The organism is Streptomyces sp. NPDC042346 (assembly GCF_055581845.1).
In genome coordinates this window covers 604,437-626,295 of the sequence record NZ_JBVJEH010000001.1, presented here as the reverse complement: position 1 = coordinate 626,295, position 21,859 = coordinate 604,437, and the positions used below count along the sequence as shown (strand labels likewise).

18 protein-coding genes are annotated in these 21,859 nt (G+C 71.9%); 9 read left to right on the top strand and 9 right to left on the bottom strand.

What is annotated here, in order from left to right:
- Nucleotides 1-13: 13 nt before the first annotated feature.
- The 3 genes from guaB to ACZ6K0_RS03105 all read right to left on the bottom strand — a co-directional run bounded on the left by guaB (nt 14) and on the right by ACZ6K0_RS03105 (nt 3,131).
- Nucleotides 14-1,516, bottom strand: a complete 1,503-nt coding sequence (guaB, locus tag ACZ6K0_RS03115; RefSeq protein WP_376412741.1) for an IMP dehydrogenase — start codon at nt 1,514-1,516, stop codon at nt 14-16.
- Nucleotides 1,517-1,673: 157 nt separating this feature from the next.
- Complete coding sequence (locus ACZ6K0_RS03110; protein ID WP_376412744.1) at nt 1,674-2,276, bottom strand: sigma-70 family RNA polymerase sigma factor; 603 nt, start codon at nt 2,274-2,276, stop codon at nt 1,674-1,676.
- Between the two features lie 243 nt (nt 2,277-2,519).
- Nucleotides 2,520-3,131 (bottom strand): response regulator transcription factor, encoded by a 612-nt coding sequence (locus ACZ6K0_RS03105; RefSeq protein ID WP_003948568.1) that lies wholly within the window; start codon nt 3,129-3,131, stop codon nt 2,520-2,522.
- A 433-nt stretch (nt 3,132-3,564) separates the two neighbouring features.
- Between ACZ6K0_RS03105 and ACZ6K0_RS03100 the strand changes: the two genes are divergently transcribed.
- Nucleotides 3,565-3,963: a WhiB family transcriptional regulator gene (locus ACZ6K0_RS03100; RefSeq protein ID WP_376412747.1), complete on the top strand. Its 399-nt coding sequence runs from the start codon at nt 3,565-3,567 to the stop codon at nt 3,961-3,963.
- 86 nt (nt 3,964-4,049) lie between these two features.
- Here ACZ6K0_RS03100 and ACZ6K0_RS03095 read toward each other — a convergent pair whose 3' ends face one another.
- A complete protein-coding gene (locus tag ACZ6K0_RS03095) occupies nt 4,050-4,943 on the bottom strand; it encodes a LysR family transcriptional regulator (RefSeq protein ID WP_376412750.1) in 894 nt (297 codons plus the stop codon).
- A gap of 81 nt (nt 4,944-5,024) precedes the next feature.
- Here ACZ6K0_RS03095 and ACZ6K0_RS03090 point away from each other — a divergent pair, with 81 nt between their 5' ends.
- Both ACZ6K0_RS03090 and ACZ6K0_RS03085 read left to right on the top strand, forming a co-directional pair.
- Nucleotides 5,025-5,711, top strand: coding sequence for an MOSC domain-containing protein (locus ACZ6K0_RS03090; protein ID WP_376412753.1), 687 nt, complete (start codon nt 5,025-5,027; stop codon nt 5,709-5,711).
- Between the two features lie 28 nt (nt 5,712-5,739).
- Nucleotides 5,740-6,513, top strand: a complete 774-nt coding sequence (locus ACZ6K0_RS03085; RefSeq protein WP_376412756.1) for an SDR family NAD(P)-dependent oxidoreductase — start codon at nt 5,740-5,742, stop codon at nt 6,511-6,513.
- Between the two features lie 33 nt (nt 6,514-6,546).
- Here ACZ6K0_RS03085 and ACZ6K0_RS03080 read toward each other — a convergent pair whose 3' ends face one another.
- The gene (locus ACZ6K0_RS03080) at nt 6,547-8,070 is read right to left on the bottom strand and encodes a right-handed parallel beta-helix repeat-containing protein (RefSeq protein WP_469229466.1); all 1,524 of its coding nucleotides are present in this window, start codon (nt 8,068-8,070) and stop codon (nt 6,547-6,549) included.
- A complete protein-coding gene (locus ACZ6K0_RS03075) occupies nt 8,067-9,944 on the bottom strand; it encodes a DUF2264 domain-containing protein (protein WP_469229464.1) in 1,878 nt (625 codons plus the stop codon). Before ACZ6K0_RS03075 ends, ACZ6K0_RS03080 begins: the two co-directional genes overlap by 4 nt.
- Before the next feature lie 176 nt (nt 9,945-10,120).
- Here ACZ6K0_RS03075 and ACZ6K0_RS03070 point away from each other — a divergent pair, with 176 nt between their 5' ends.
- The 5 genes from ACZ6K0_RS03070 to ACZ6K0_RS03050 all read left to right on the top strand — a co-directional run bounded on the left by ACZ6K0_RS03070 (nt 10,121) and on the right by ACZ6K0_RS03050 (nt 15,426).
- On the top strand, nt 10,121-11,227 hold the full coding sequence (locus ACZ6K0_RS03070) for a substrate-binding domain-containing protein (RefSeq protein ID WP_469229462.1): 1,107 nt from the start codon (nt 10,121-10,123) through the stop codon (nt 11,225-11,227).
- A 102-nt stretch (nt 11,228-11,329) separates the two neighbouring features.
- The gene (locus ACZ6K0_RS03065; protein ID WP_469229460.1) at nt 11,330-12,646 is read left to right on the top strand and encodes an ABC transporter substrate-binding protein; all 1,317 of its coding nucleotides are present in this window, start codon (nt 11,330-11,332) and stop codon (nt 12,644-12,646) included.
- A 4-nt stretch (nt 12,647-12,650) separates the two neighbouring features.
- Nucleotides 12,651-13,538: a carbohydrate ABC transporter permease gene (locus tag ACZ6K0_RS03060; protein WP_469229458.1), complete on the top strand. Its 888-nt coding sequence runs from the start codon at nt 12,651-12,653 to the stop codon at nt 13,536-13,538.
- A complete protein-coding gene (locus ACZ6K0_RS03055; protein ID WP_469229453.1) occupies nt 13,535-14,389 on the top strand; it encodes a carbohydrate ABC transporter permease in 855 nt (284 codons plus the stop codon). Before ACZ6K0_RS03060 ends, ACZ6K0_RS03055 begins: the two co-directional genes overlap by 4 nt.
- A gap of 17 nt (nt 14,390-14,406) precedes the next feature.
- Nucleotides 14,407-15,426: a hydroxyacid dehydrogenase gene (locus tag ACZ6K0_RS03050; protein ID WP_469229451.1), complete on the top strand. Its 1,020-nt coding sequence runs from the start codon at nt 14,407-14,409 to the stop codon at nt 15,424-15,426.
- On the opposite strand, the gene ACZ6K0_RS03045 is transcribed toward ACZ6K0_RS03050, so the two are convergent.
- Nucleotides 15,403-18,882: a thioesterase domain-containing protein gene (locus tag ACZ6K0_RS03045; protein ID WP_469229449.1), complete on the bottom strand. Its 3,480-nt coding sequence runs from the start codon at nt 18,880-18,882 to the stop codon at nt 15,403-15,405. The two genes, ACZ6K0_RS03050 and ACZ6K0_RS03045, sit on opposite strands and share 24 nt — an antisense overlap.
- A gap of 46 nt (nt 18,883-18,928) precedes the next feature.
- On the opposite strand from ACZ6K0_RS03045, the gene ACZ6K0_RS03040 reads away from it, so the two are divergent.
- Nucleotides 18,929-19,627, top strand: a complete 699-nt coding sequence (locus ACZ6K0_RS03040) for an ester cyclase (RefSeq protein ID WP_469229447.1) — start codon at nt 18,929-18,931, stop codon at nt 19,625-19,627.
- A gap of 69 nt (nt 19,628-19,696) precedes the next feature.
- Here ACZ6K0_RS03040 and groL read toward each other — a convergent pair whose 3' ends face one another.
- Nucleotides 19,697-21,319, bottom strand: a complete 1,623-nt coding sequence (gene groL, locus ACZ6K0_RS03035; RefSeq protein ID WP_376412783.1) for a chaperonin GroEL — start codon at nt 21,317-21,319, stop codon at nt 19,697-19,699.
- A 119-nt stretch (nt 21,320-21,438) separates the two neighbouring features.
- Complete coding sequence (groES, locus tag ACZ6K0_RS03030) at nt 21,439-21,747, bottom strand: co-chaperone GroES (protein WP_024756677.1); 309 nt, start codon at nt 21,745-21,747, stop codon at nt 21,439-21,441.
- Nucleotides 21,748-21,859 lie beyond the last annotated feature (112 nt).

The window sequence follows — 21,859 nt, the reverse complement described above, 5'->3', positions numbered from 1 at the left end:
GCGTCGCGCTGTGTTACTTCCTGCTGTAGTTCGGCGCCTCGACCGTCATCTGGATGTCGTGCGGGTGGCTCTCCTTGAGGCCCGCGGACGTGATCCGGACGAAGCGGCCCTTGGACTCCATCTCCTCGATGGTGGCCGCGCCCACATAGCCCATCGTCTGGCGCAGACCGCCGACGAGCTGGTGCAGGACGTTGGCCAGGGGGCCGCGGTAGGGCACCTGGCCCTCGATGCCCTCGGGGACGAGCTTGTCGTCCGAGGCCACCTCGGCCTGGAAGTAGCGGTCCTTCGAGTACGACCGGCCCTGGCCGCGGGACTGCATCGCGCCGAGCGAGCCCATGCCGCGGTACGACTTGAACTGCTTGCCGTTGATGAACTGCAGCTCGCCCGGGGACTCCTCGCACCCGGCGAGCAGGCTGCCCAGCATGACCGTGTCGGCACCGGCGGCGAGCGCCTTGCCGATGTCGCCGGAGTACTGCAGACCGCCGTCGCCGATGACCGGGATGCCGGCCGCGCGGGCGGCGAGCGCCGCCTCGTAGATGGCGGTGACCTGCGGGACGCCGATGCCGGCGACGACACGCGTGGTGCAGATGGAGCCGGGGCCCACACCGACCTTGACGCCGTCGACACCGGCGTCGATCAGGGCCTGCGCACCGTCACGCGTCGCGATGTTGCCACCGATGACGTCGACGCCGACGCTGGACTTGATCTTCGCCATCCAGTTCAGGGCGTTGCTGTTGTGGCCGTGGGACGTGTCGACGATCAGGAAGTCGACGCCCGCCGCGGCCAGGCCCTGCGCGCGCTCCAGCGCCTCGGGGCTGGCGCCGACGGCCGCGCCGACGAGCAGCCGGCCCTCGGCGTCCTTGGCGGCGTGCGGGTACTTCTCGGCCTTGACGAAGTCCTTGACCGTGATGAGGCCCTTGAGGATGCCGGACTCGTCGACGAGCGGCAGCTTCTCGATCTTGTGGCGGCGCAGCAGCTCCATGGCGTCGACGCCGGAGATGCCGACCTTGCCGGTGACGAGCGGCATCGGGGTCATGACCTCGCGCACCTGGCGGCTGCGGTCCGACTCGAAGGCCATGTCGCGGTTGGTGACGATGCCGAGCAGCTTGCCCGCCGGGTCGGTCACCGGGACGCCGCTGATGCGGAACTTGGCGCACAGCGCGTCGGCCTCGGCCAGCGTCGCGTCCGGGTGCACGGTGATCGGGTCGGTCACCATGCCGGACTCGGAGCGCTTCACGAGGTCGACCTGGTTGACCTGGTCCTCGATCGACAGGTTGCGGTGCAGCACGCCGACGCCGCCCTGTCGCGCCATGGCGATGGCCATGCGGGACTCGGTGACCTTGTCCATCGCCGCCGACAGCAGCGGAATGTTCACGCGCACGTTGCGGGAGATGCGGGACGAGGTGTCGACCGCGTTCGGGAGGACCTCGGACGCGCCCGGCAGCAGCAGCACGTCGTCGTAGGTCAGCCCGAGTGTCGCGAATTTCTCGGGCACTCCGTCGACGTATGCAGTCATGACACCTTCCCCAAATGGCCTTGATCGGTGCGGATGTCCATGCTAACGGGCCGAAGCCGTGTCTCATTCCACGATCAAGATCAGCCGGAAGCTTTGGACGTTTGTACGTGTACGAAAGGGCTGACAGGCCCCGGCAACACTTACTGTTCGGCCAGACTCACTGTTCGGCCAGCGCGCGGAGCCGGCTGAGCGCCCGGTGCTGCGCGACCCGGACGGCCCCCGGGGACATGCCGAGCATCTGCCCGGTCTCCTCGGCGGTCAGCCCGACGGCGACCCGCAGCACGAGCAGCTCGCGCTGGTTCTCCGGAAGGTTGGCGAGCAGCTTCTTGGCCCACTCGGCGTCGTCGCTGAGCAGCGCGCGCTCCTCGGGACCGAGGGAGTCGTCGGGCCGCTCCGGCATCTCGTCGGAGGGCACGGCCGTGGACCCCGGGTGCCGCATGGCGGCCCGCTGGAGGTCGGCGACCTTGTGTCCGGCGATGGCGAAGACGAAGGCCTCGAAGGGCCTGCCCGTGTCCTTGTAGCGCGGCAGGGCCATGAGGACGGCGACGCAGACCTCCTGTGCGAGGTCCTCCACGAAGTGGCGGGCGTCGCCGGGCAGCCGGCTCAGCCGGGTGCGGCAGTACCGCAGGGCGAGCGGATGCACACGCGCCAGAAGGTCGTGCGTGGCCTGTGCGTCGCCTTCGACCGCGCGGCGTACGAGCGCGCCGATCTCCCCCTGCCCGGCAGGCATGGGGGAACCCACGGTCTCGTCGTCGCGCATCGCTCCATGGTGCCTCGACGCTTCTGCGTTCGCGGCACCGCGTCCGTAGTTGTGCACCGAAGCGTTATGAGCAGGTGCGCCGGAACTCATCTCCCGCGCCCTCCCCTCCCGCTCGACCGACTCGTCCCCGAGGAACTCCACATCTCAAGGATGCGGCATCGCGCGGGGAAGTGACACAAGCCCACCCCGTCCACCCCGCGGCGGGCGCGGATGCGGACGGGGATCTGGCCGGTGACCTGCGATTCAGCGCACCAGGCCCCAGCGGAAACCCAGTGCGACGGCGTGCGCCCGGTCCGAGGCGCCGAGCTTCTTGAAGAGGCGCCGGGCGTGCGTCTTGACGGTGTCCTCGGAGAGGAAGAGCTCGCGCCCGATCTCCGCGTTGGACCGGCCGTGGCTCATTCCTTCGAGGACCTGGATCTCGCGCGCGGTGAGCGTGGGCGCGGCGCCCATCTCGGCCGAACGGAGCCGGCGCGGGGCGAGCCGCCAGGTCGGGTCGGCGAGCGCCTGGGTGACGGTGGCCCGCAGTTCGGCGCGCGAGGCGTCCTTGTGCAGATAGCCACGGGCACCCGCGGCGACCGCGAGCGCGACGCCGTCGAGGTCCTCGGCGACCGTGAGCATGATGATCCGGGCGCCGGGATCCGCGGAGAGCAGCCTGCGGACGGTCTCCACGCCGCCCAGACCGGGCATGCGTACGTCCATCAGAATCAGGTCCGAGCGGTCCGCGCCCCAGCGGCGGAGGACTTCCTCGCCGTTGGCCGCGGTGGTCACGCGCTCGACGCCGGGCACGGTCGCGACCGCGCGCCGGAGCGCCTCTCGGGCAAGCGGGGAGTCATCGCAGACGAGGACGGATGTCATGACTGACCTCCGTGGCTCTCGCAGCTGTTGCGCGTCACCTTGAGCCTCCAGGGCTGGTACGTATCGTCACCTGTGCGATTGACGCTCTCGGACACCTGCCCGATCGCTTGTTCTTTCAACCGCCTCCGCACACTCAACGACGGTCACTCGAAAGAGTTACGGGTCGGACGGCAGCCTTCGGCACTCTACGTGAGGAGTCGTAAGCGGAGGAGAGCGACGCGGCCCTTCTGCCCATCATCGAAAGCTATGCCCCATTTAGCGGGTTTTCTTCCCTTTTCGCAGTGTCTGTGGCTAGATTCGCAATGAGTCATATTTACATCTACTTCGACAGTAGTTGTACCTCCCCGACACGTCGGGGCCCGAGGAGCCCCGGCCGATCAGCCATCCACCCGCCCACCTATCCGTTCGACACGGTTTCAAGGGGACTAGCGCAATGGCAGATTTCTCCCGCCTTCCCGGACCCAACGCCGATCTGTGGGACTGGCAACTCCTCGCGGCCTGCCGCGGGGTGGACAGCTCCCTGTTCTTCCACCCCGAGGGAGAGCGCGGCGCGGCACGGAGTGCGCGCGAGAACTCGGCGAAAGAGGTCTGCATGCGGTGCCCGGTACGCGCGGAGTGCGCGGCACACGCACTCGCCGTGCGGGAGCCCTACGGCGTATGGGGCGGCCTCACCGAGGACGAACGCGAAGAGCTCATGGGACGCGCCCGGAACCGCCTGATCACGGCGGCGCCGACGGCCGCACCTGTCACTACCGTGACGTCCGTTTCATCCGTGACGTCCATGACGACAACAGCGGCGGCCGCCGGCCGCCCGATCGTGGAGCGCATGTGAAGGAACGTTTCCTCAACTCCTGAACGACCGAAGACGCCTGAACCGAGCACGAGCGAGTCGCGCCCACGCGCGCGGGGCGGTGTCGCCTACGCGCGCGTGGCGGCGCGGGTCAGTTCGTCGAGCGTGGCCGCGACGGCCGGGACCTGGGCAAGGTCCGGCAGGGTCAGCGCCACGATCTCCCGCTCCACGGCGGGCTCCACGGTCACGGTCCGCGCCCCCTTGGGCCGTACGGACTCGATGGCCAGCTCGGGCAGGACGGCGACGCCGAGACCCGCGCCGACCAGGCCCACCACGGCCGGGTAGTCGTCGGTGGCGAAGTCGATGCGCGGGGTGAAGCCCGCCTCCTCGCAGACGTCCACGAGCTGACGGCGGCAGCGCGGGCAGCCCGCGATCCAGGACTCCTCCGCGAGCTCCTCGATGCCGACCGACCCGGCCCCGGCGAGCCGGTGCCCCTCGGGCACCAGGCCCACCAGACGGTCCGCGAGCAGCGGGCGGACGACGAGGTCGTCCCACTCGGCCCGCCCCGCCCCGTACCGGAAGGCGAGGGCCACGTCGCAGTCGCCCTCCCGGAGCATGTCGATCGAGCGCGGCGGTTCCGCCTCGACGAGGGAGACCCGGGTGCCGGGGTGCTTGGCGCGCAGGGCGGCGAGCGCGGTGGGGACGAGGGTGGAGCTGCCGCTGGGGAACGAGACCAGGCGGACGCGGCCCGCCCGGAGCCCGGCGATGGCGGCGACCTCCTCCTCGGCGGCCGTGAGCCCCGCGAGGATGCCGGAGGCGTGCCGGACGAGGACCTCGCCGGCCTGGGTGAGGCGCATCTCGCGGCCCGTACGGATCAGCAGCGGGGTGCCGGCGGAGCTTTCGAGCGCCTTCATCTGCTGGCTGACGGCGGGCTGGGTGCAGCCGAGTTCGCGCGCGGCGGCCGAGAAGGAGCCGGTGGCGGCGACGGCGCGCAGGACGCGGAGGTGGCGGGCCTCGATCATGCGTTCAAGCATAAGGGAATCTTGGGTGAAGCGGCGAATATCCAGGCGATCCTTTGAGGGATATCCCCGTAAAGTGCCCGCATGACCTTGTTGAGCGTGAATGCGGGCCGGGCCAGGGCGGCGGAGTACACCGACTCCGCGTCGGGGATGACGGGCATCGACAAGCGGCCCGTCGACGGGCCCGTACGGATCGAGGCGCCCGGGGCGCCCGGCGTCGGAGGGAGCGGGGTCGCCGGGGACGCGGTCTGCGACCTGCGGTTCCACGGCGGCGACGACCGGGCCGCGTACGCCTTCGCCCGTGAGGACATGGACGCGTGGGAGCGGGAGCTCGGCCGCGCGCTGGCCAACGGCTCCTTCGGCGAGAACCTCACGACCCGCGGCCTCGACGTGAACGGGGCCCTGATCGGGGAGCGGTGGCGGATCGGCGAGGACGTCGTCCTCGAAGTGACCGGCGGCCGCATCCCGTGCCGGACGTTCGCGGGCTTCGTGGAGGAGAAGGGCTGGGTCAAGCGGTTCACGCAGTCGACGGCCGGACCCGGCGCGCTGCTGCGGGTGATCTCGCCGGGCGAGGTGCGGGCAGGCGACCCGATCACGGTCGTGCACCGGCCGGACCACGACGTCACCGTCGCGCTGCTGCACCGCGCGGCGACCACCGAACGCACGCTGCTGCCCGGCACCTTGGCCGCCGCGGAGTGGATGGAGTCGGGGCTGCTCGCGCTCGCGCGTCAGTACGCGGAGAAGTACGGGCGCGCGGACGGCGGGGCGTAGCCGCCGGGCGGGGCACTAACGTGCCGGTATGACGACTGCACTGATTACGGGCGCCACCGCGGGCATCGGGGCCGCCTTCGCACGGAGACTGGCGGCGGACGGTCACGACGTCGTGCTGGTGGCCCGGGACGTGAAGCGGCTCCGGGAGCAGGCCACCGAACTGCACGACCGGCACGGCGTGGAGGCCGAGGTCCTCTCGGCGGACCTGGCCGAGGAGAAGGGCATCGCCGCCGTCGAGGCGCGGCTCTCGGACCCGAAGCAGCCGGTCGACATGCTCGTGAACAACGCGGGCTTCGGCAACAAGGGCCGCTTCCTGGAAGTCTCCATGGCCGACGAGTTGAAGATGCTCACGGTGCACTGCGAGGCGGTGCTGCGGCTGACCTCGGCGGCGGCCGCCTCGATGAAGGGGCGCCGCCGGGGCGCGGTGGTGAACGTCGCCTCGGTGGCGGCCTTCGTGCCCCGCGGGACGTACGGGGCGTCGAAGGCCTGGGTCGTGCAGTTCACCCAGGGCGCGGCGCGGGACCTCGCGGGCAGCGGGGTGCGGCTGATGGCGCTCTGCCCCGGCTTCGTACGGACCGAGTTCCACGAGCGGGCCGGGATGGGGACGGAGAACATCCCGGGCTGGATGTGGCTCGACGCTGACAAGCTGGTGACGGCGGCGCTGGCGGACCTGGAGCGGGGGAAGACGCTGTCGATCCCCGACCCCCGCTACAAGGCCCTGATGGGTGTGGTGAAGCTGGCGCCGCGCGGCCTGCTCGGCGGGGTCTCCTCCAAGGCGGGCCGCAAGTACGGGCCGAAGTAGTGCCGTACCGGAGCTGGTAGTGCCGTACCGGAGCTAGTTCACGCCCGGTCCCTCGTACGCCCCGATGTTCGGAACCGTCGTCGCCGACACGGCGTTCCCGAACCAGTCCCTGCCGCCGTTGTCCGCGATCAGCGTGCCGGCGGCCAGGGCCGGGGAACCGGCACCGAGCCGCAGGTCGGGGCGGAGCAGGGGGTCGGCGTCGATGCCGCCGGGGTTGGGGCGGGTCATGGCGATGCCGTGGAAGAGGTTGTGGGAGAAGGAGAGCCCGGGGGTGGGGTTCTTGAAGGCGTAGCCGCCGCTCGCGCCCTCGTTGACGAAGACGTTGTTGCGGATCGACAGCTCGTGCTGGGTGGTGGCGGGGCTGCCGGCGTCGTCCTGGACGAGGTAGGCGGGCACGGTGGTCCTGTTGACGAACGTGTTGTTGTAGATACGGGTGTTGAGGATGGGACCCCAGCAGTTCTGGACGAGCCGGGCGCCGTCGTCGACGCTGATGTTGTAACGGACCACCGTGTCGAGGGTCTTGGCTCCGCTGTAGGGGCAGATCAGCAGGAAGCCACCGGCGTTGTCGTGGCTGTGGTTGTACTGGAAGACGGTGCCCTTCGAGGCTCCGTCGGCGTCGAAGGACATGCCGTCCTTGGTGTTGCCGCCGCCCGAGACCTCGTTGTACTCGATGAGGGTGTCGTCGGTGTTGAAGGTCCAGATGCCCGCGTTGGCGGCCTGGGAGCGGAGCTGGAAGCCGTCGATCCTGTTGTGGTCGATCCGGGCGCCGCTGGTGGTGTCGAGCTTGATGCCGTCGCCGGCGAGCGAGGTCAGGGTGTTGTGGTGGATCCGGACGCCGAGGCTCGGGGTCCAGGCGCCGGGGTAGGCGTGGGGGTCCTGCTGGTTGCCGACCAGGTCGCGCTTGGAGAACCGCGACTTGAAGTAGATGCCCTCGCGGTCGACGTCGCGGATGTCGTTGTGGTGGATGTCGAGGCCGTCGTACCAGCTGGGGACGGTCGTTCCCTCGACGGCGACGTGGATCGCGCTGGAGCCGGTGAGGGTCTTGAAGTCGCCGCCGCGGACGTCGTGGATCGACAGGTGGTCGAGCGTGATGCCCTGCGCGGCGCCGTAGTCGGCCAGGCGGAGTCGGACGCCGTTGCGCTCGGTTCCGGGGGCGGCGGCGTTGGTGATCTCCAGTCGGGTCAGGCGCAGGTACCGGGTGTTGGCGAGGAGTACGGCGTCGTGGGCGCCGGCGCCGTCGATGACCGCGCGGCCGGTCGCGTCTCCGTAGTCGGCGATGGTGAAGGGGTGCGCGGCGGAGCCGGAGCCCTGGGGCTGGAGGGTGCCGACGCAGGTGGTGCCGCGCTTGAAGAGGAGCCGGTCGCCGGGCCCGTAGGGGTGGGCGTTGGCCTCGGCGAGGGTGGTCCAGGGGTGCTGGACGCTGCCGTCGCCCGTGCCCTGCGCCGAGCAGTCGACGTGGTGGCGGTGGCCGGGTGGGGCGGCGGCCTGGGCGGGGACGTTCGCGAGCAGGGGGAGTACGAGGGCGGCGGCGAGGGCGAGGGTACGGCGCTGGGTCACAGATCCTCCGGAACGAGGGCGTCGAGGTCCAGTCGGGTGGTGGTGCCGTGCTGCCAGGTCACGGTGAGCGTGCGGGGGCCGGTGACCTGGACGTCTGCGAGGTCGGCCACGGGGGCCGGGGCGGGTTCGGCGGTGAGGGAGGCGAGGGCGACGAAGAGGGCGGCCGGGCCGTCCGTCGTGCCGTGGAGGGCGAGCGTGCGGGTCCCGGGACCCTGGAGGGTTTCCCCGGTGGGGAGTTCGGTGGCCGCCGTGCCGTCCGGGTAGCCGTGGACCGGGTGGAGCTGGGCGTGCGGCCCTTCGGGGGTGGTGGACCAGCCCGTCTGCCGTACGGGAGTCCCTTCCGGGGCGCCGAGCACGAGGTGGGCGCGGACCTCGGCGCGGCCGTGGGCGAGGGTCGCGGAGACGACCCGGACGCCGGGCAGCGGGTGATGGGCGGAGGCCGCCCAGCCGTGGCCGGTGCCGGCCGGGAAGGCGGTGCCGCGCCGGGTGGCCTCTCCCCCGACGATCAGGGCGAAGTGGTTGTCGGCGGGGGCGGATCCGGTGGTGGGGCCGGTGCGGGTGGAGTAGGCGTGGCGGGCGTAGCCGGGGTCGTCCTCGTCCGCTCCGGCACTGTGGACGTGGTTGCTGCCGTGGTTGTGGAGGCGTACGAGCCCGTCGGCGGCGGTCGTCTGGACGAGCAGCCCGGCCGGGGCGAAGGGGCGGACGGTGTCGGCCCGTTCGGCGGGCAGGGCTTCCTCGGGGTCGGTCCAGGCCGGGTGTCCGGCGGGCAGGAGGAGGCCGAGGAAACCCTTGGAGGCCCAGTAGGGGGAGCCGGGGCCCGAGTACTCCTGGACGAGGGGCGGGTACGGGCCGTGCCAGCCGAGCGTGAGCAGCCCGCGCTCGTCGGTGGCGCCGCGGTCGAGGAAGTACCGCAGGGAGCCGGAGGCGAGGCGGCGGGTCGCGCCGGGCGTGAGCGGGGTGTGGCCGGTGAGGGTGCCGAGCCAGGGGGCGGCGGCCGCGGCGAACCGGTAGATCAGGGAGCGCCCGTACGGGAGGGGGGCGCCGCTCGCGTCGAAGAGGTGGACGTAGTCGTCGAGGTGGCGGCGGAGGCGGGGGCCGTACCGGTCGAGGAGGGTCCGGTCGCCGGCGAGGTGGGCGTGGAGGACGGGGTAGAAGTGCAGGGCCCAGGCGTTGTAGTGGTCGAAGGCGCGGTTGTCGCCGTCGCTGTACCAGCCGTCGCCGAGGTACCAGTCCTCGACGCGGGCGAGGGAGCGGTCGATCGTGGCGGCGGCCCGGTCGGTCTCGATGCCGGCGTCCTGGAGGAAGCCGGCGACGGTGAGGCCGAAGAGCCACCAGTTGTTGTCGACGGGGGAGGGCCGGAGGGCGGGGCGGAGCCAGTCGACGACGCGCTGGCGGGTGCGGTCGTCGAGGCGGTCCCAGAGCCAGGGGCGGGTGAGGCGGAGGCCGAGGGCGATCGAGGCGGATTCGACGACCGCCTGGCGGGTGTCGGTGGTGAGGGGCCAGGAGTCGGGGTCGCCGGTGCCGGGGTCGCCGGCGCCGGGGTCGCCGGCGCCGGGGTCGCCGGCGCCGGTGCCGGGATGCGCCGTCCCTGCGGTGAGGCCTTCGGCGTACCGGTCGAGGTGGCCGTGGGGGTCCTCGCCCCCGGCGCCCGCGACGCGGAGGGCCGCGAGGAGGAAGGTGCGGGCCCAGCCCTCCAGGCCGTCGGAGCGGGCGCCGGACCAGCTGGGGCGGGGTCCGGGGAGGTCGATGAGGCCGCCGCGGGGCGAGGCGTACGGGCGTACGGCCAGGAGGAGGCGGTCGGCCGTGGCCTCCCAGTGGGCACGGGTCCAGCCGGTGTACGGACTGAGCTCACGGTTCTCGGGCGGCGTGGGCATGATGCTCCCTGAGGGCTCCCTGTGACGGCTGCGTCGCCCGGAATCCTGAACACGCTTCGATCGAACGTCAAGAGAATCGGAGCGAATGATCGAAACTCCCGTCGTTCGATCATTCCTGGACTAGAGTCGAGAGACCTGGTCCAGGGACCACCACCACCGCGAGGGGGAACCGCACCGTGCGCGAGAGTGCCGCCGAACGACACGACCGACTGCTGGCCCTGGTCCGCGAGCGCGGCACCGCCCGCGTCGCCGAACTGGCCGAGCGGCTCGGGGTCTCCCCCGTCACCGCCCGCCGGGACGTCGAGGCGCTGGCCGGGCAGGGCCTGCTCGACCGGGTGCACGGCCAGGTGTCCTGGCCCCGGGGGCAGGGCGCCCCGGGTGCGGGGCGGCCCGGCGAGGGCCTGGTCCTCGGCCTGCTCGCCCCCTCCGCCACGTACTACTTCGCCGAGGTCATCCGGGGTGCGCACGAGGCGGCGGCGCGCGCCGGCGCCCGGCTGGTGCTGCGCGTCTCGGACTACCGGCCGGAGGAGGACCGCGCCCGCACCGAGGGCCTGCTCGCGGCGGGCGCCGAGGGCGTCCTCGTCGCGCCCGGCTGGCGCGGGCCCGAGGACCGGCTCGCGTACGGGGACTGGCTGGCCGAACTGCCCGTACCGGCCGTGCTCCTGGAGCGCAGGGCCGAGCCGGGCAGCCCGCTCGACGGCCTGGACCGGGTCGTCTCCGACCACGGCCACGGCGTCCTCCTCGCCCTGCGCCACCTGCTCGGACTCGGCCACTCGACGCCGCTGCTGGTGGCCCGCGGGGACTCCCCGACCGCGCTCGCGGTGCGCGCCGGGTACACCGAGGCGCTGGGGACGCTCGGCCTGAAGGAACCCCGGCCGGTCATCGAGTCCGTGCCCGCAGAGGCGGACCCGGAGGGCTTCGAGCGGGCCGTGCGGGCGCTGTACGAGGCGGTCCGCTCGGGCCTGGCGGGCGCGGCGCTCGTCCACAACGACGTGGACGCGATCGAGATCGTGCAGCGCCTGGCCGAGCTGGGCGTGCGGGTGCCGCAGGACCTGGCCCTGATCGCGTACGACGACGAGGTCGCGGCCCTCGCCGACACCCCGCTGACGGCGGTCGCCCCGCCCAAGCGGCAGGTGGGGCGGTACGCCGCCGAGCTGCTGGTGGAGCGGCTCACCGAGGGGGAGTCGGAGTCCGGCGAGGAGGCGGCGCGACGCCATCTGAGCCTGCTGCCGCGCCTGCGGGTGCGGGACTCGTGCGGGACGAGCGGCAGCCGATCGATCTGATCTTTTTTCGATCAATCAATCTTTCGCTCTTGACTTCGGTCATGAACGGTCACAGGATCACGGCCACAACCTCCCAGCCGCCCCGCCCCCAGGAGCCGTGCCGTGACCCGTACTTGGAGCAGAACGTCCCGCGTCATAGCCGGCACCGCCACCGCCCTCGCCGTTCTCACGGCCTGCGGCGGCGGCGGTGACGACACCGCGAACAAGCCGAACGAGCCCGTGACCCTCACCTTCTGGGGCTGGGCCAAGGGCTCCAAGGACGTCGTGGACGCCTTCAACGCCTCCCACACCGACATCAAGGTGACCTTCGAGGAGATCCCCTCCGGCACCGCCGGCGGCTACGCCAAGATCTCCAACGCCGTGAAGGCGGGCAACGCCCCCGACCTCGTCTCCATCGAGTACTCCTCGCTCCCCGAGTTCGTGAGCTCCGGCGCCCTCCAGGACATCGGCGGCGAGTTCACCGAGGCCGACCGCGCCAAGCTGCTCCCGCAGACCGTCGAACTCACCACCCTCGGCGGCAAGTCCTGGGCCGTCCCCTTCGACGCCGCGCCGCAGGCCTTCTTCTACCGCAAGGACCTCTTCGCGAAGTACAAGGTCCAGGTCCCCACCACCTGGGACGAGTTCAGGAAGGCCGCCGAGCAGGTCAAGAAGGCCGACGCCAAGGCCCGCATCGCCACGTTCTTCCCCGACGACCCGACCACCTTCGAGGCGATGGCCTGGCAGGCCGGCGCCCAGTGGTTCAAGGCCGAGAACGACACCTGGAAGGTGAACACCACCGACCCGGCCACCACCAAGGTCGCCGGCTACTGGCAGGGCCTCCTCGACGCCGGGCTCGTCCACAAGAACGCCTCGTTCAGCCCCGAGTGGACCGGCTCCCTCAAGAACGGCACCACCATCGGCTACCTCGGCGCCTCCTGGGGCGCGGGCGTCCTCAAGGGCACGCTGCCCGAGCAGAGCGGCAAGTGGGCCGTGGCGCCCATGCCCAGCTGGGACGGCAAGCCCGCGAGCGGCATGCTCGGCGGCACCTCCTTCGCCGTGACCAAGGACAGCAAGCAGAAGGCGGCGGCCGTCGCCTTCGCCGAGTGGATGTCCACCACAGAGGAGGGCGTGAAGGCCCGCATCGCCTCCGGCACCTCCTCCGCCTTCCCCGCCGCCGCGAGCCTGCGCCCGGTCGCCAAGAAGGCCTTCGACGCGAGCTACTACGGCGGCCAGGACATCTACACCCTCTTCGAGGCCTCCGGCGCGTCCATCAACCCCAGCTGGGCCTGGGGCCCGACCACCGGCACCACCAACACCACGATCAAGGACCACTTCGGCACGATCACCCAGGGCGGCCCGACCATCACGGAGGCCGTCAAGGCCGGCCACGACGCCACCGTCGCCGAACTCACCAAGCGCGGCCTGAAGGTCGAGGGCTGACCGGATGAAGGCCCGCACCCGCGCCGCCACGATCCTGCTGACCCCGTTCTTCCTGCTGTTCACCGCGGTGATGGTGGTGCCGATCGGCTACGCGGTCTGGCTCAGCCTCTTCACCGAGAAGCAGTCCGGACTGGGCTTCGGCGGCACCGAGACCGTCTTCAGCGGCCTCGACAACTACACGGCGGCGCTGGGTGACCGGGCCTTCCGCGAGGGCTTCGAAGTCCTGCTCGGATACTGCCTCCTCTACATTCCGCTGCTGCTCGTCGGAGCCCTCGGTCTCGCCCTCCTCCTCGACTCGGCCCTCGCCCGCGCCCGCCGCTTCTTCCAGCTCGCGCTCTTCCTGCCGCACGCCGTCCCCGGCATCATCGCCGCCCTGATCTGGGTCTACCTCTACACACCCCAGCTCAGCCCGGTCGTGAAGGCGATGGAGGCGGGAGGCATCGGCTTCGACTTCTTCTCCCCCGAAGGCGCGCTGCCCTCCGTCGTCAACATCGCCCTGTGGGAGTGGCTCGGCTACAACATGGTCATCTTCTACGCGGCCCTCCAGGCCATCGACCGCTCCGTCCTCGAAGCGGCCACCGTCGACGGGGCGGGCGCCTGGCGCATCGCCTTCTCCATCAAGGTCCCGCTGGTCAAGGCCTCGCTCGCGATGGTCGGCCTCTTCACGATCATCGGCTCCCTCCAGCTCTTCACCGAGCCGCTGATCCTCAACAAGGGCACCGGCTCCGCCGTCACCTCCACCTGGACGCCGAACATGTACGCCTACACCGCGGCCTTCGACCGCAACGACTACGGGCTCGCGGCGGCGGCCTCGGTCCTCCTGGCCCTGACGGCCGCGCTGCTCTCCTTCGCGGTGACGCGTCTGACGGGCCGGAAGGGGAAGAGGGCATGAGCAAGCCCCGCACCGGCACCGTCTGGCTCTCCAAGGCCGCCGTCAACGGCGCCCTCGTCCTCGCCGTCGTCTACATGCTCTTCCCCCTGATCTGGCTGCTCACCGCGGCCACCAAGGACGCCGGAGGGCTCCTCGCCGGAGACGCCTTCTCCTTCGAGGGCTTCGACCTCGGCGGCAACCTCTCCCGGCTCGCCGAGTACAACGACGGCATCTACTTCCACTGGTACCTGAACAGCCTCCTCTATGCCGGATTCGGCGCCCTCGCCTGCTCGCTCGTCAGCGTCGCCGCCGGATACGCCTTCCACGTCTACGACTTCCGGGGCAAGGAGAAGCTCTTCGGCCTCGTCCTCCTGGGCGTGCTGGTCCCCACCACCGCGCTCGCCCTGCCGATGTACCTCCTCGCCAGCGAGGTCGGCATCGTCAACACCTACTGGGCCGTCCTGATCCCCGTCCTCGTCAACCCCTTCGGCGTCTACCTCTCCCGGGTCTTCTGCGCGGGCTACATACCCGACGAGGCCCTGGAGGCGGCCCGTATCGACGGGGCCGGCGAGCTGCGCGTCTTCTGGTCCATCGGCCTGCGCATGGTCATGCCCGGCTTCGTGACCGTCTTCCTCTTCCAGTTCACCGCCATCTGGAACAACTTCTTCCTCCCCCTGGTGATGCTCTCCGACCAGAAGCTCTACCCCCTGAGCCTCGGCCTGTACGCGTGGAACAGCAACGCCCACGCGGAACCCGACTTCTACCCCCTCGTCGTCACCGGATCCCTGCTCGCCGTCGTCCCCCTCGTCGTCGCCTTCGTCTCCCTCCAGCGCCACTGGAAGGCCGGTCTGACGGCCGGCAGCGTCAAGTGAGGAGCACACGTCCCACGATGCACCCCGCCACTGACAACCGTCCCTCCCTCCTCCTCGCGATGGGCCCGGACACCGCGGAACGCCTGCTCAGCGACGCCCACCGGCAGCGCCTCGCGGCCCTCACCCGCACCGACCCGCACCTCGTCGCCCACGACCTCACCGCCCCGGACGCGCGGACCGCCGCCGCCCTCGCCGAGGCCGAACTCCTCCTCACCGGCTGGGGCGCGACGCCCCTCACCGCGGAGATCCTCGACCGCGCGCCCCGCCTGCGGGCCGTCGTCCACGCCGCCGGCTCCGTCAAGCACCACATCACCGACGCCTGCTGGGAGCGCGGCCTCCGCGTCACCACGGCCGCCGCGGCCAACGCACTGCCCGTCGCCGAGTACACCCTCGCCGCGATCCTCTTCGCCGGAAAGCAGGTCCTCCGCTCCGCCCAGCGCTACGCCGAACTCCGCACCGACCAGGCCTGGCTCACCGAATCCGCGGCCTGGGGGAACCACCGCCGCACGATCGGCATCGTCGGCGCGTCCCGCATCGGCCGCCGGGTCGTCGAACTCCTCCGCCCCTTCGACTTCGAGATCCTCCTGTACGACCCGTACGTGACGACCCCGCCGCCCGGCGTGGAGCTCACCGGCCTCGACGACCTGTGCGCCCGCAGCACGGTCGTCTCGGTCCACGCACCCCAACTCCCGTCCACGTACCGGATGATCGGCCCGGCCCAGCTCGCGGCGATGCCCGACGGCACCACCCTGATCAACACGGCCCGCGGCTCCCTGATCGACGAGACGGCCCTCCTCCCCCACCTCCTCGCCGGCCGCCTCCACGCGATCCTCGACGTGACGGACCCGGAACTCCCGCCCCCGGACTCCCCGCTCTACACCCTCCCGAACGTCCTGCTCACCCCCCACGTCGCCGGCTCCCTCGGCAACGAACTCCACCGCATGGCGGACCAGGCGATCGAGGAGGTGGCACGGTACGGGAGGGGGGAGCCGTTCGCGGAGGAGGTCAGGGCGTCAGACCTCCAGCGCTCGGCGTAGGCGGTCGGCCTCTTCCAGAACCAGGGGCACCGCGCCGGGCTCGCAGTGCAGGACGGCCGGCAGCACCTCGTACCAGAGCCCCAGGTGCAGGGCGACCGCCGTGGACTCCCGGGCCCGGGCGGGCTCCGGATCGGCGACGGCGAGGACGCCCAGGGCCTCGGCGCAGCGCCGCCCGAGGCCGTGCAGCCCGCCGAGCACGCCCCGGGCGCGCCCGTACTCCCCCGCCGCCACCAGATCCCGCACCAGCCCGAGCAGTGCTTCGGGCACCTCCGCCGGATCCAGGGAGTGGAGAAGCGCGATCGCCTCGTCGTGCCGGCCGAGCAGCACCATGGCCCGGGCCACCGCGTCGGCCTCCCGCGGTCCGCCGACCACGGGGACGAGCGCCCGTGCCAGGGCGACGGCCTCCTCCCGGCGCCCGAGAGCGAGCTGCGCCCGCACGACGTCCGGCGCGGCGTCCGCCTCCACCGGCGTCCGGACGCAGGCCCTGTACTGCTCCATCGCCTCCCTCGTGCGGCCGGCTCGCGCCAGGGCCTCCGCGACCAGCGCGTACGCCACGGTCTCCAGCGCCCGCCGCGGCGCGGTGAGCGCGAGCGAGAGGGCGGCCTCCGCCGCGCCCGCCTCCGCCAGGGCCCGCAGCCCTACGAGGTACGCCACGTCGAAGAGTTCGTCGGAGCCTTCCGCGAGGCGGGCCACGGCGCCGTAGGCGCCGTCGGCGGCCCGCCGCCGCACCACGCCGATCAGCGCGCGGGCGCGGAGGAAGCCCGACTGTGCGAGCGCGACGGCCTCCGCGCGGTCCGTCTCGCCGACCGCCACCAGCGCGTCGACCAGCCGGGAGGGATCGCCGAGGCCGCCCCGCAGCACCGCCTCCGTCAGGAACCCGCGTGCCGTCTCCCGCAGGCCCGGCACCTGGGCGAGCCCGTCGGCGACCGCCGCGATCCTGCGGACGAGTTCCTCCCGGGCCGGCTCGCGGTAGAACCTCTCGGCGGCGGTGAGCAGCCCGACCGCCGTCCCCCTGTCCCCACGCGCCAGCAGCTCGTCCGCGACCGCCACCGACACCGGGGCGTCCCGGGGTCCGCCCGTACGGGTCATGGCCAGGGCCTGGTCGGACCGGCCCTCGCGCACGAGGCGCCGGGCGTACGCGCCGAGGACCCGGTCCCGGCCGCTCCCGCCCAGCCGGTCCAGGAGGGCGAGCGCGCCCTCGGGGTCGCCGTTCTCGACCCTCGCCAGGGCCAGGGCCTCCCAGTAGGGCTCCGCGGTCCCGACGGGCAGCGTCGCCACCAGTGGCTCCGCCTCCGCCGTGCGCCCGGCGGCGGTGAGCTCCTCGGCGAGCACCTGCCGCACGATCCGGCCCTGAGGCTCCGGGGGCAGCCGGTCGAGTACGGCCAGGGCCGGGCCCCAGGCGTGCGCCCGCGCGAGCAGATCCGCGAACAGCTCGTCGCCGGGCACACCGTGGACGCGCAGGCCCAGCCTCCTGAGCCGCTCGTACTCCCCCGCCTCCGCGAGCGCCCCCGCCACCACGCGCGCGTCGAGGCCCTCCGGGTGCAGCGCGTCGACGGCACGCAGCGCCGCCTCCCGCAGGGCGGCGCCACGCTCCTCGTGGCCGGCGCCCCGCAGGACGAGCGCGCCCTGCAGGAGGAGCGCCGCACGGAGGCCGGAGTGCCCCGGCCCTTCCGTCACGACCTTCACGGCCTCGTCCACGCGCCCCGCCGCAAGGAGGGACCGGCACACCGTGACGGTCATGCGGGCGACCAGCGTCTCGCCCCCGGTCCCCTCGCCCGCCACGTCGCGCGCGACACGGAGCGCGGCCGTCCACTCGCCCGCACGGCACAGTCCCTCGACGAGCACCGGCACGGTGCCGTCCCGGAAGTCGACGTGCATGGCCCGGACCATCTGCTCGGCCCGCTCGTACGCACCGGCCGCCAGGAGCAGCGGCGCCACGCACTCGGCGGCCTTGACCCGTTCGTAGGTGCTCTCCGTCCGCCCGATCAGGCCCTCGACCCGGTCGACCAGCTCGGCCGCGCGGGCCCGGTCGCCCGCGCGGAGCAGTCTGGTGGCGACCTCGGCGAGGACGCGGACGGTACGGAGAGGGCTCTCGCCGCCGGCGAGGGCGATCGCACGGTCCACCTCGCCGGCCATGACCCAGGCACCGGCGAGTTCGGGCGGGACAGTGCCGCTGCGCAGGCCCAGGACGTCCCGGCGCATCGCGAGGCGAAGCATGGTGAGGACACGGTCCGGCCGGTCGCCCCGGGCGAGTACGGCGTCCCCGGCCGCGCGGATCTCGGCGGCCGCGGCGCCGTCTCCGCCGGTCGCTTCGAGGAGCCGGTCGTGCCGTGCGGCGTCGAGCGCGCACCCCAGCATCCCCTCCAGATCGCCGGCGGCCCGGAGCGCCGGGAACCAGCCGTGCAGGAGATGGGCCGGTGTGTCCGCCGGCCAGCCACGGCGCCGCCATTCCTCCGCCCAGGCGGTCACGGCCCCGCGCCGGCGGTCGAGCTCCCGCTCCCCCAGCATCTCCCGTGCCCTCGCGGCGAGTTCCTCGTGCGCGAGCAGGTACGCCTCGCCGCGCAGCGCGAACGTCCGCCCCGGGCCGGTCCGCAGCACGTCCTTCACCCGGTACGGGATGGCGCCCGTCAGTTCCGCGAGGTCGTCCGCCGTCAGGCCGCCGCCGGCGGCGGTGAGGAGGGCCAGGAGGTCGTACGGAAGTCCGCCCGCCTCCAGCAGGTGCTTCAGTTCGCGTTCCGCCTCCGCCCGGATCGCGCGGGCCTTCGGGGACGGGGAGAGGATCCGTACGGCCTCCGGGTCCCGGAGCGGGTGGTTCTCCGGCAGGTCGGCCGGGAGGGGCGGGTTCAGGCGGCCGGAGACGATCACCCGGAGGTCGTACGGCAGCAGGCTCGCGATCGAGTGGGCGTCCGGGCCCGTCGTCACGCCCCGGTCCTCGTCCAGGCCGTCGACCAGGAGGACCAGCCGTTCGCCGCGGCCGGCGCAGGACGCGGCGGCCGCGGCGTACAGACGCAGCAGGTGGGCCTCGCGGGTGGCGGCCGTCAGGAGCGCCGGGAGGCCTTCGCCGGCCAGTTCCGCGAGCTGCTCCAGGACGACGTCGACGTACGCGACGACGTCGTTCTGGGCGCCGAGTCGCGCGGTGATGAAGAAGGGGACGATCCGTACGCCCGGCGGCGGGTCGAGGGCGAACCAGGAGAGCAGCGCGGTCTTGCCGGCCCAGGCCTCCGCGCGCCACCACACGTACGCGGGGCCGGAGTCGGCACGGCAGAAGGCCGCCAGCTCCGCCAACTCGGCTTCGCGGTCGACGAGTTCCGCGGGGGCGATCCGGCGGACCTGTTCGCGGTATCCGGAGCGGACCGCCGCCGGTTCCGGTGACCCGATGCGGTTGCCGTCGCCGATCACGACGACGCCCGTCCCGTTCTCGACCGTGATCGACCGCTCTCCCCCTGCCCGCTCCATGCACCCAACCTAGACTGGAAGGGTCCTACCGGGGCCGGGAGGCGTCATGACCTTCGTACAGATAATCGACTGCAAGACGAGCCGGGCGGACGACCTGAACCGGCTCATGGACCAGTGGGTGGAGCGCACCGAGGGCAAGCGGACCGCCACCCACAGCATCGTCGGCAAGGATCGTTCCGACGCCTCCCACATCGTGGAGATCATCGAGTTCCCGTCCTACGACGTGGCCATGCGGAATTCGCAGCTCCCCGAGACCGACCGGATCTTCCGGGAGATGGTCGCGCTCTGTGACGAGATGCCGACCTTCACCGATCTGGACGTGGTGCGGGACGAGGCGCTGTACAAGGCGAACGCCCGGCGGCTCATGGCGATGCTCGCCGAGGAGCAGGAGCTGGCGCTGCTCGACGAGGTGCTGGCCGAGGGCTATCACGACCACGACCCGACCAACGAGCAGGACGTCATCGGCATGGACGCCGTCCGGCGCGAGGTGGAGATGTGGCGGGGCGGCTTCGACTTCGCCTTCGCCGTCGACGACCAGATCGCCGAGGGCGACCGGGTCTGCACGCGCTGGACGTGGAAGGGCAGCCACACCGGGGACTTCATGGGGCTCCAGCCGACCGGCATGGACGTGACCATGGGCGGCACGGTCATCCACCGCTTCCGGGACGACGGGAAGATCGTCGAGGGATGGTGGCAGTACGACCTGCTCGGGCTCATGGGGCAGCTCGGCGCCGTCGAGGGCTGACACGGGTCAAGCACGAGGCCCGGTGCTCCCGCGACGGGAGCACCGGGCCTCAGTGGTCAGCTACGAGCCTCAGTGGGAGTGGCCGTGGCCGTGGCCCGCGTCCGCCGGCTCCTCTTCCTTCTTCTCCACCACGAGGGTCTCGGTGGTGAGGAGGAGGGAGGCGATCGACGCGGCGTTCTCCAGGGCGGAGCGCGTCACCTTCACCGGGTCGATGACGCCGGCCTTGACCAGGTCGCCGTACTCGCCGGTCGCGGCGTTGAAGCCCTGACCCTTGTCGAGCTCCGCCACCTTCGAGGTGATGACGTAGCCCTCGAGGCCGGCGTTCTCGGCGATCCAGCGCAGCGGCTCGACGGCGGCGCGGCGGACGACCGCGACACCCGTGGCCTCGTCGCCGGTCTTGCCGAGGTTGCCCTCGAGGACCTTGACGGCGTGGACCAGAGCGGAGCCACCACCGGAGACGATGCCCTCCTCGACCGCGGCGCGGGTCGCGGAGATGGCGTCCTCCAGACGGTGCTTCTTCTCCTTCAGCTCCACCTCGGTGGCGGCGCCGACCTTGATCACGCACACGCCGCCGGCCAGCTTCGCGAGGCGCTCCTGGAGCTTCTCGCGGTCCCAGTCGGAGTCCGTGGCGTCGATCTCGGCCTTGATCTGGTTGACGCGACCCGCGAGCTCGTCGGCGTTGCCGCCGCCCTCGACGATGGTGGTGTCGTCCTTGGTGATCGTCACGCGGCGGGCGGTGCCCAGCACGTCCAGGCCGGCCTGGTCGAGCTTGAGGCCGACCTCCTCGGCGATGACGGTGGCACCGGTGAGGGTGGCCATGTCGCCGAGCATCGCCTTGCGGCGGTCGCCGAAGCCCGGGGCCTTGACGGCCACGGCGTTGAAGGTGCCACGGATCTTGTTGACGACCAGGGTCGACAGGGCCTCGCCCTCGACGTCCTCGGCGATGATCAGCAGCGGCTTGCTGGCGCCGGCCTGGATGACCTTCTCCAGGATCGGCAGCAGGTCCTGGATCGAGGAGATCTTGCCCTGGTTGATCAGGATGTACGGGTCGTCGAGGACGGCCTCCATACGCTCCTGGTCGGTGACCATGTACGGGGACAGGTAGCCCTTGTCGAAGGCCATGCCCTCGGTGAAGTCGAGCTCCAGGCCGAAGGTGTTGGACTCCTCGACGGTGATGACACCGTCCTTGCCGACCTTGTCCATCGCCTCGGCGATGAGCTCGCCGACCTGCTGGTCCTGCGCGGAGAGCGCGGCGACGGCGGCGATGTCGGACTTGTCCTCGATCGGGCGCGCGGTGGCGAGGAGCTCCTCGGAGACGGCCTTGACGGCGGCGTCGATGCCCTTCTTCAGGGCGGCCGGGGAGGCGCCGGCGGCGACGTTGCGCAGACCCTCGCGGACCAGGGCCTGGGCGAGCACGGTGGCGGTGGTGGTGCCGTCACCCGCGATGTCGTTGGTCTTGGTCGCCACCTCCTTCACCAGCTGGGCGCCGAGGTTCTCGAACGGGTCCTCGATCTCGACCTCACGGGCGATCGTGACACCGTCGTTGGTGATGGTGGGGGCGCCGAACTTCTTGTCGATGACGACGTTGCGGCCCTTGGGGCCGATCGTCACCTTCACCGTGTCGGCAAGCTTGTTGACGCCGCGCTCAAGGGCGCGACGGGCGTCCTCGTCGAACTTCAGGATCTTCGCCATGGGAGCGGTTCAGCCCTCTCGGAATCGGGTGGAACGAACTGCGCCCCCGGACGCCCTGGTGCGGGGTCAAGGGGCGCAGCTCAAAGCATCTGCTTCAGATACTTCAGGTACTCGGTGAATTACTTCTCGATGATCGCGAGCACGTCGCGAGCCGAGAGGACGAGGAACTCCTCGCCGTTGTACTTCACCTCGGTGCCGCCGTACTTGCTGTAGAGCACGACGTCGCCGACCTGAACGTCGAGCGGAAGACGCTCGCCGTTCTCGAAGCGGCCCGGGCCCACGGCGAGGACAGCACCCTCCTGGGGCTTCTCCTTCGCGGTGTCCGGGATGACCAGGCCAGAGGCGGTGGTCTGCTCGGCGTCGAGCGGCTGGACCACAATGCGGTCCTCGAGCGGCTTGATGGCAACCTTGGAGCTGGTGGTCGTCACGATCCGACCTCCCCCTTCGGAGATTACGGGGTCAACTGTCTGAGGTGGCGACCAGGTGGATCCGTCGTCGCGGGTGCCGGACCTGCCTGTCGCTGTGTTGGCACTCTCCAGT

Coding starts and splice junctions, on each gene's coding strand:
- ACZ6K0_RS03075 (WP_469229464.1), bottom strand. CDS start 9,944: ATGCCCACGCCGCCCGAGAACCGTGAGCTCAGTCCGTACACCGGCTGG.
- ACZ6K0_RS03040 (WP_469229447.1), top strand. CDS start 18,929: ATGACCTTCGTACAGATAATCGACTGCAAGACGAGCCGGGCGGACGAC.
- ACZ6K0_RS03090 (WP_376412753.1), top strand. CDS start 5,025: ATGACCTTGTTGAGCGTGAATGCGGGCCGGGCCAGGGCGGCGGAGTAC.
- ACZ6K0_RS03095 (WP_376412750.1), bottom strand. CDS start 4,943: ATGATCGAGGCCCGCCACCTCCGCGTCCTGCGCGCCGTCGCCGCCACC.
- ACZ6K0_RS03100 (WP_376412747.1), top strand. CDS start 3,565: ATGGCAGATTTCTCCCGCCTTCCCGGACCCAACGCCGATCTGTGGGAC.
- ACZ6K0_RS03105 (WP_003948568.1), bottom strand. CDS start 3,131: ATGACATCCGTCCTCGTCTGCGATGACTCCCCGCTTGCCCGAGAGGCG.
- ACZ6K0_RS03050 (WP_469229451.1), top strand. CDS start 14,407: ATGCACCCCGCCACTGACAACCGTCCCTCCCTCCTCCTCGCGATGGGC.
- guaB (WP_376412741.1), bottom strand. CDS start 1,516: ATGACTGCATACGTCGACGGAGTGCCCGAGAAATTCGCGACACTCGGG.
- ACZ6K0_RS03060 (WP_469229458.1), top strand. CDS start 12,651: ATGAAGGCCCGCACCCGCGCCGCCACGATCCTGCTGACCCCGTTCTTC.
- ACZ6K0_RS03085 (WP_376412756.1), top strand. CDS start 5,740: ATGACGACTGCACTGATTACGGGCGCCACCGCGGGCATCGGGGCCGCC.
- ACZ6K0_RS03055 (WP_469229453.1), top strand. CDS start 13,535: ATGAGCAAGCCCCGCACCGGCACCGTCTGGCTCTCCAAGGCCGCCGTC.
- ACZ6K0_RS03045 (WP_469229449.1), bottom strand. CDS start 18,882: ATGGAGCGGGCAGGGGGAGAGCGGTCGATCACGGTCGAGAACGGGACG.
- groL (WP_376412783.1), bottom strand. CDS start 21,319: ATGGCGAAGATCCTGAAGTTCGACGAGGACGCCCGTCGCGCCCTTGAG.
- ACZ6K0_RS03110 (WP_376412744.1), bottom strand. CDS start 2,276: ATGCGCGACGACGAGACCGTGGGTTCCCCCATGCCTGCCGGGCAGGGG.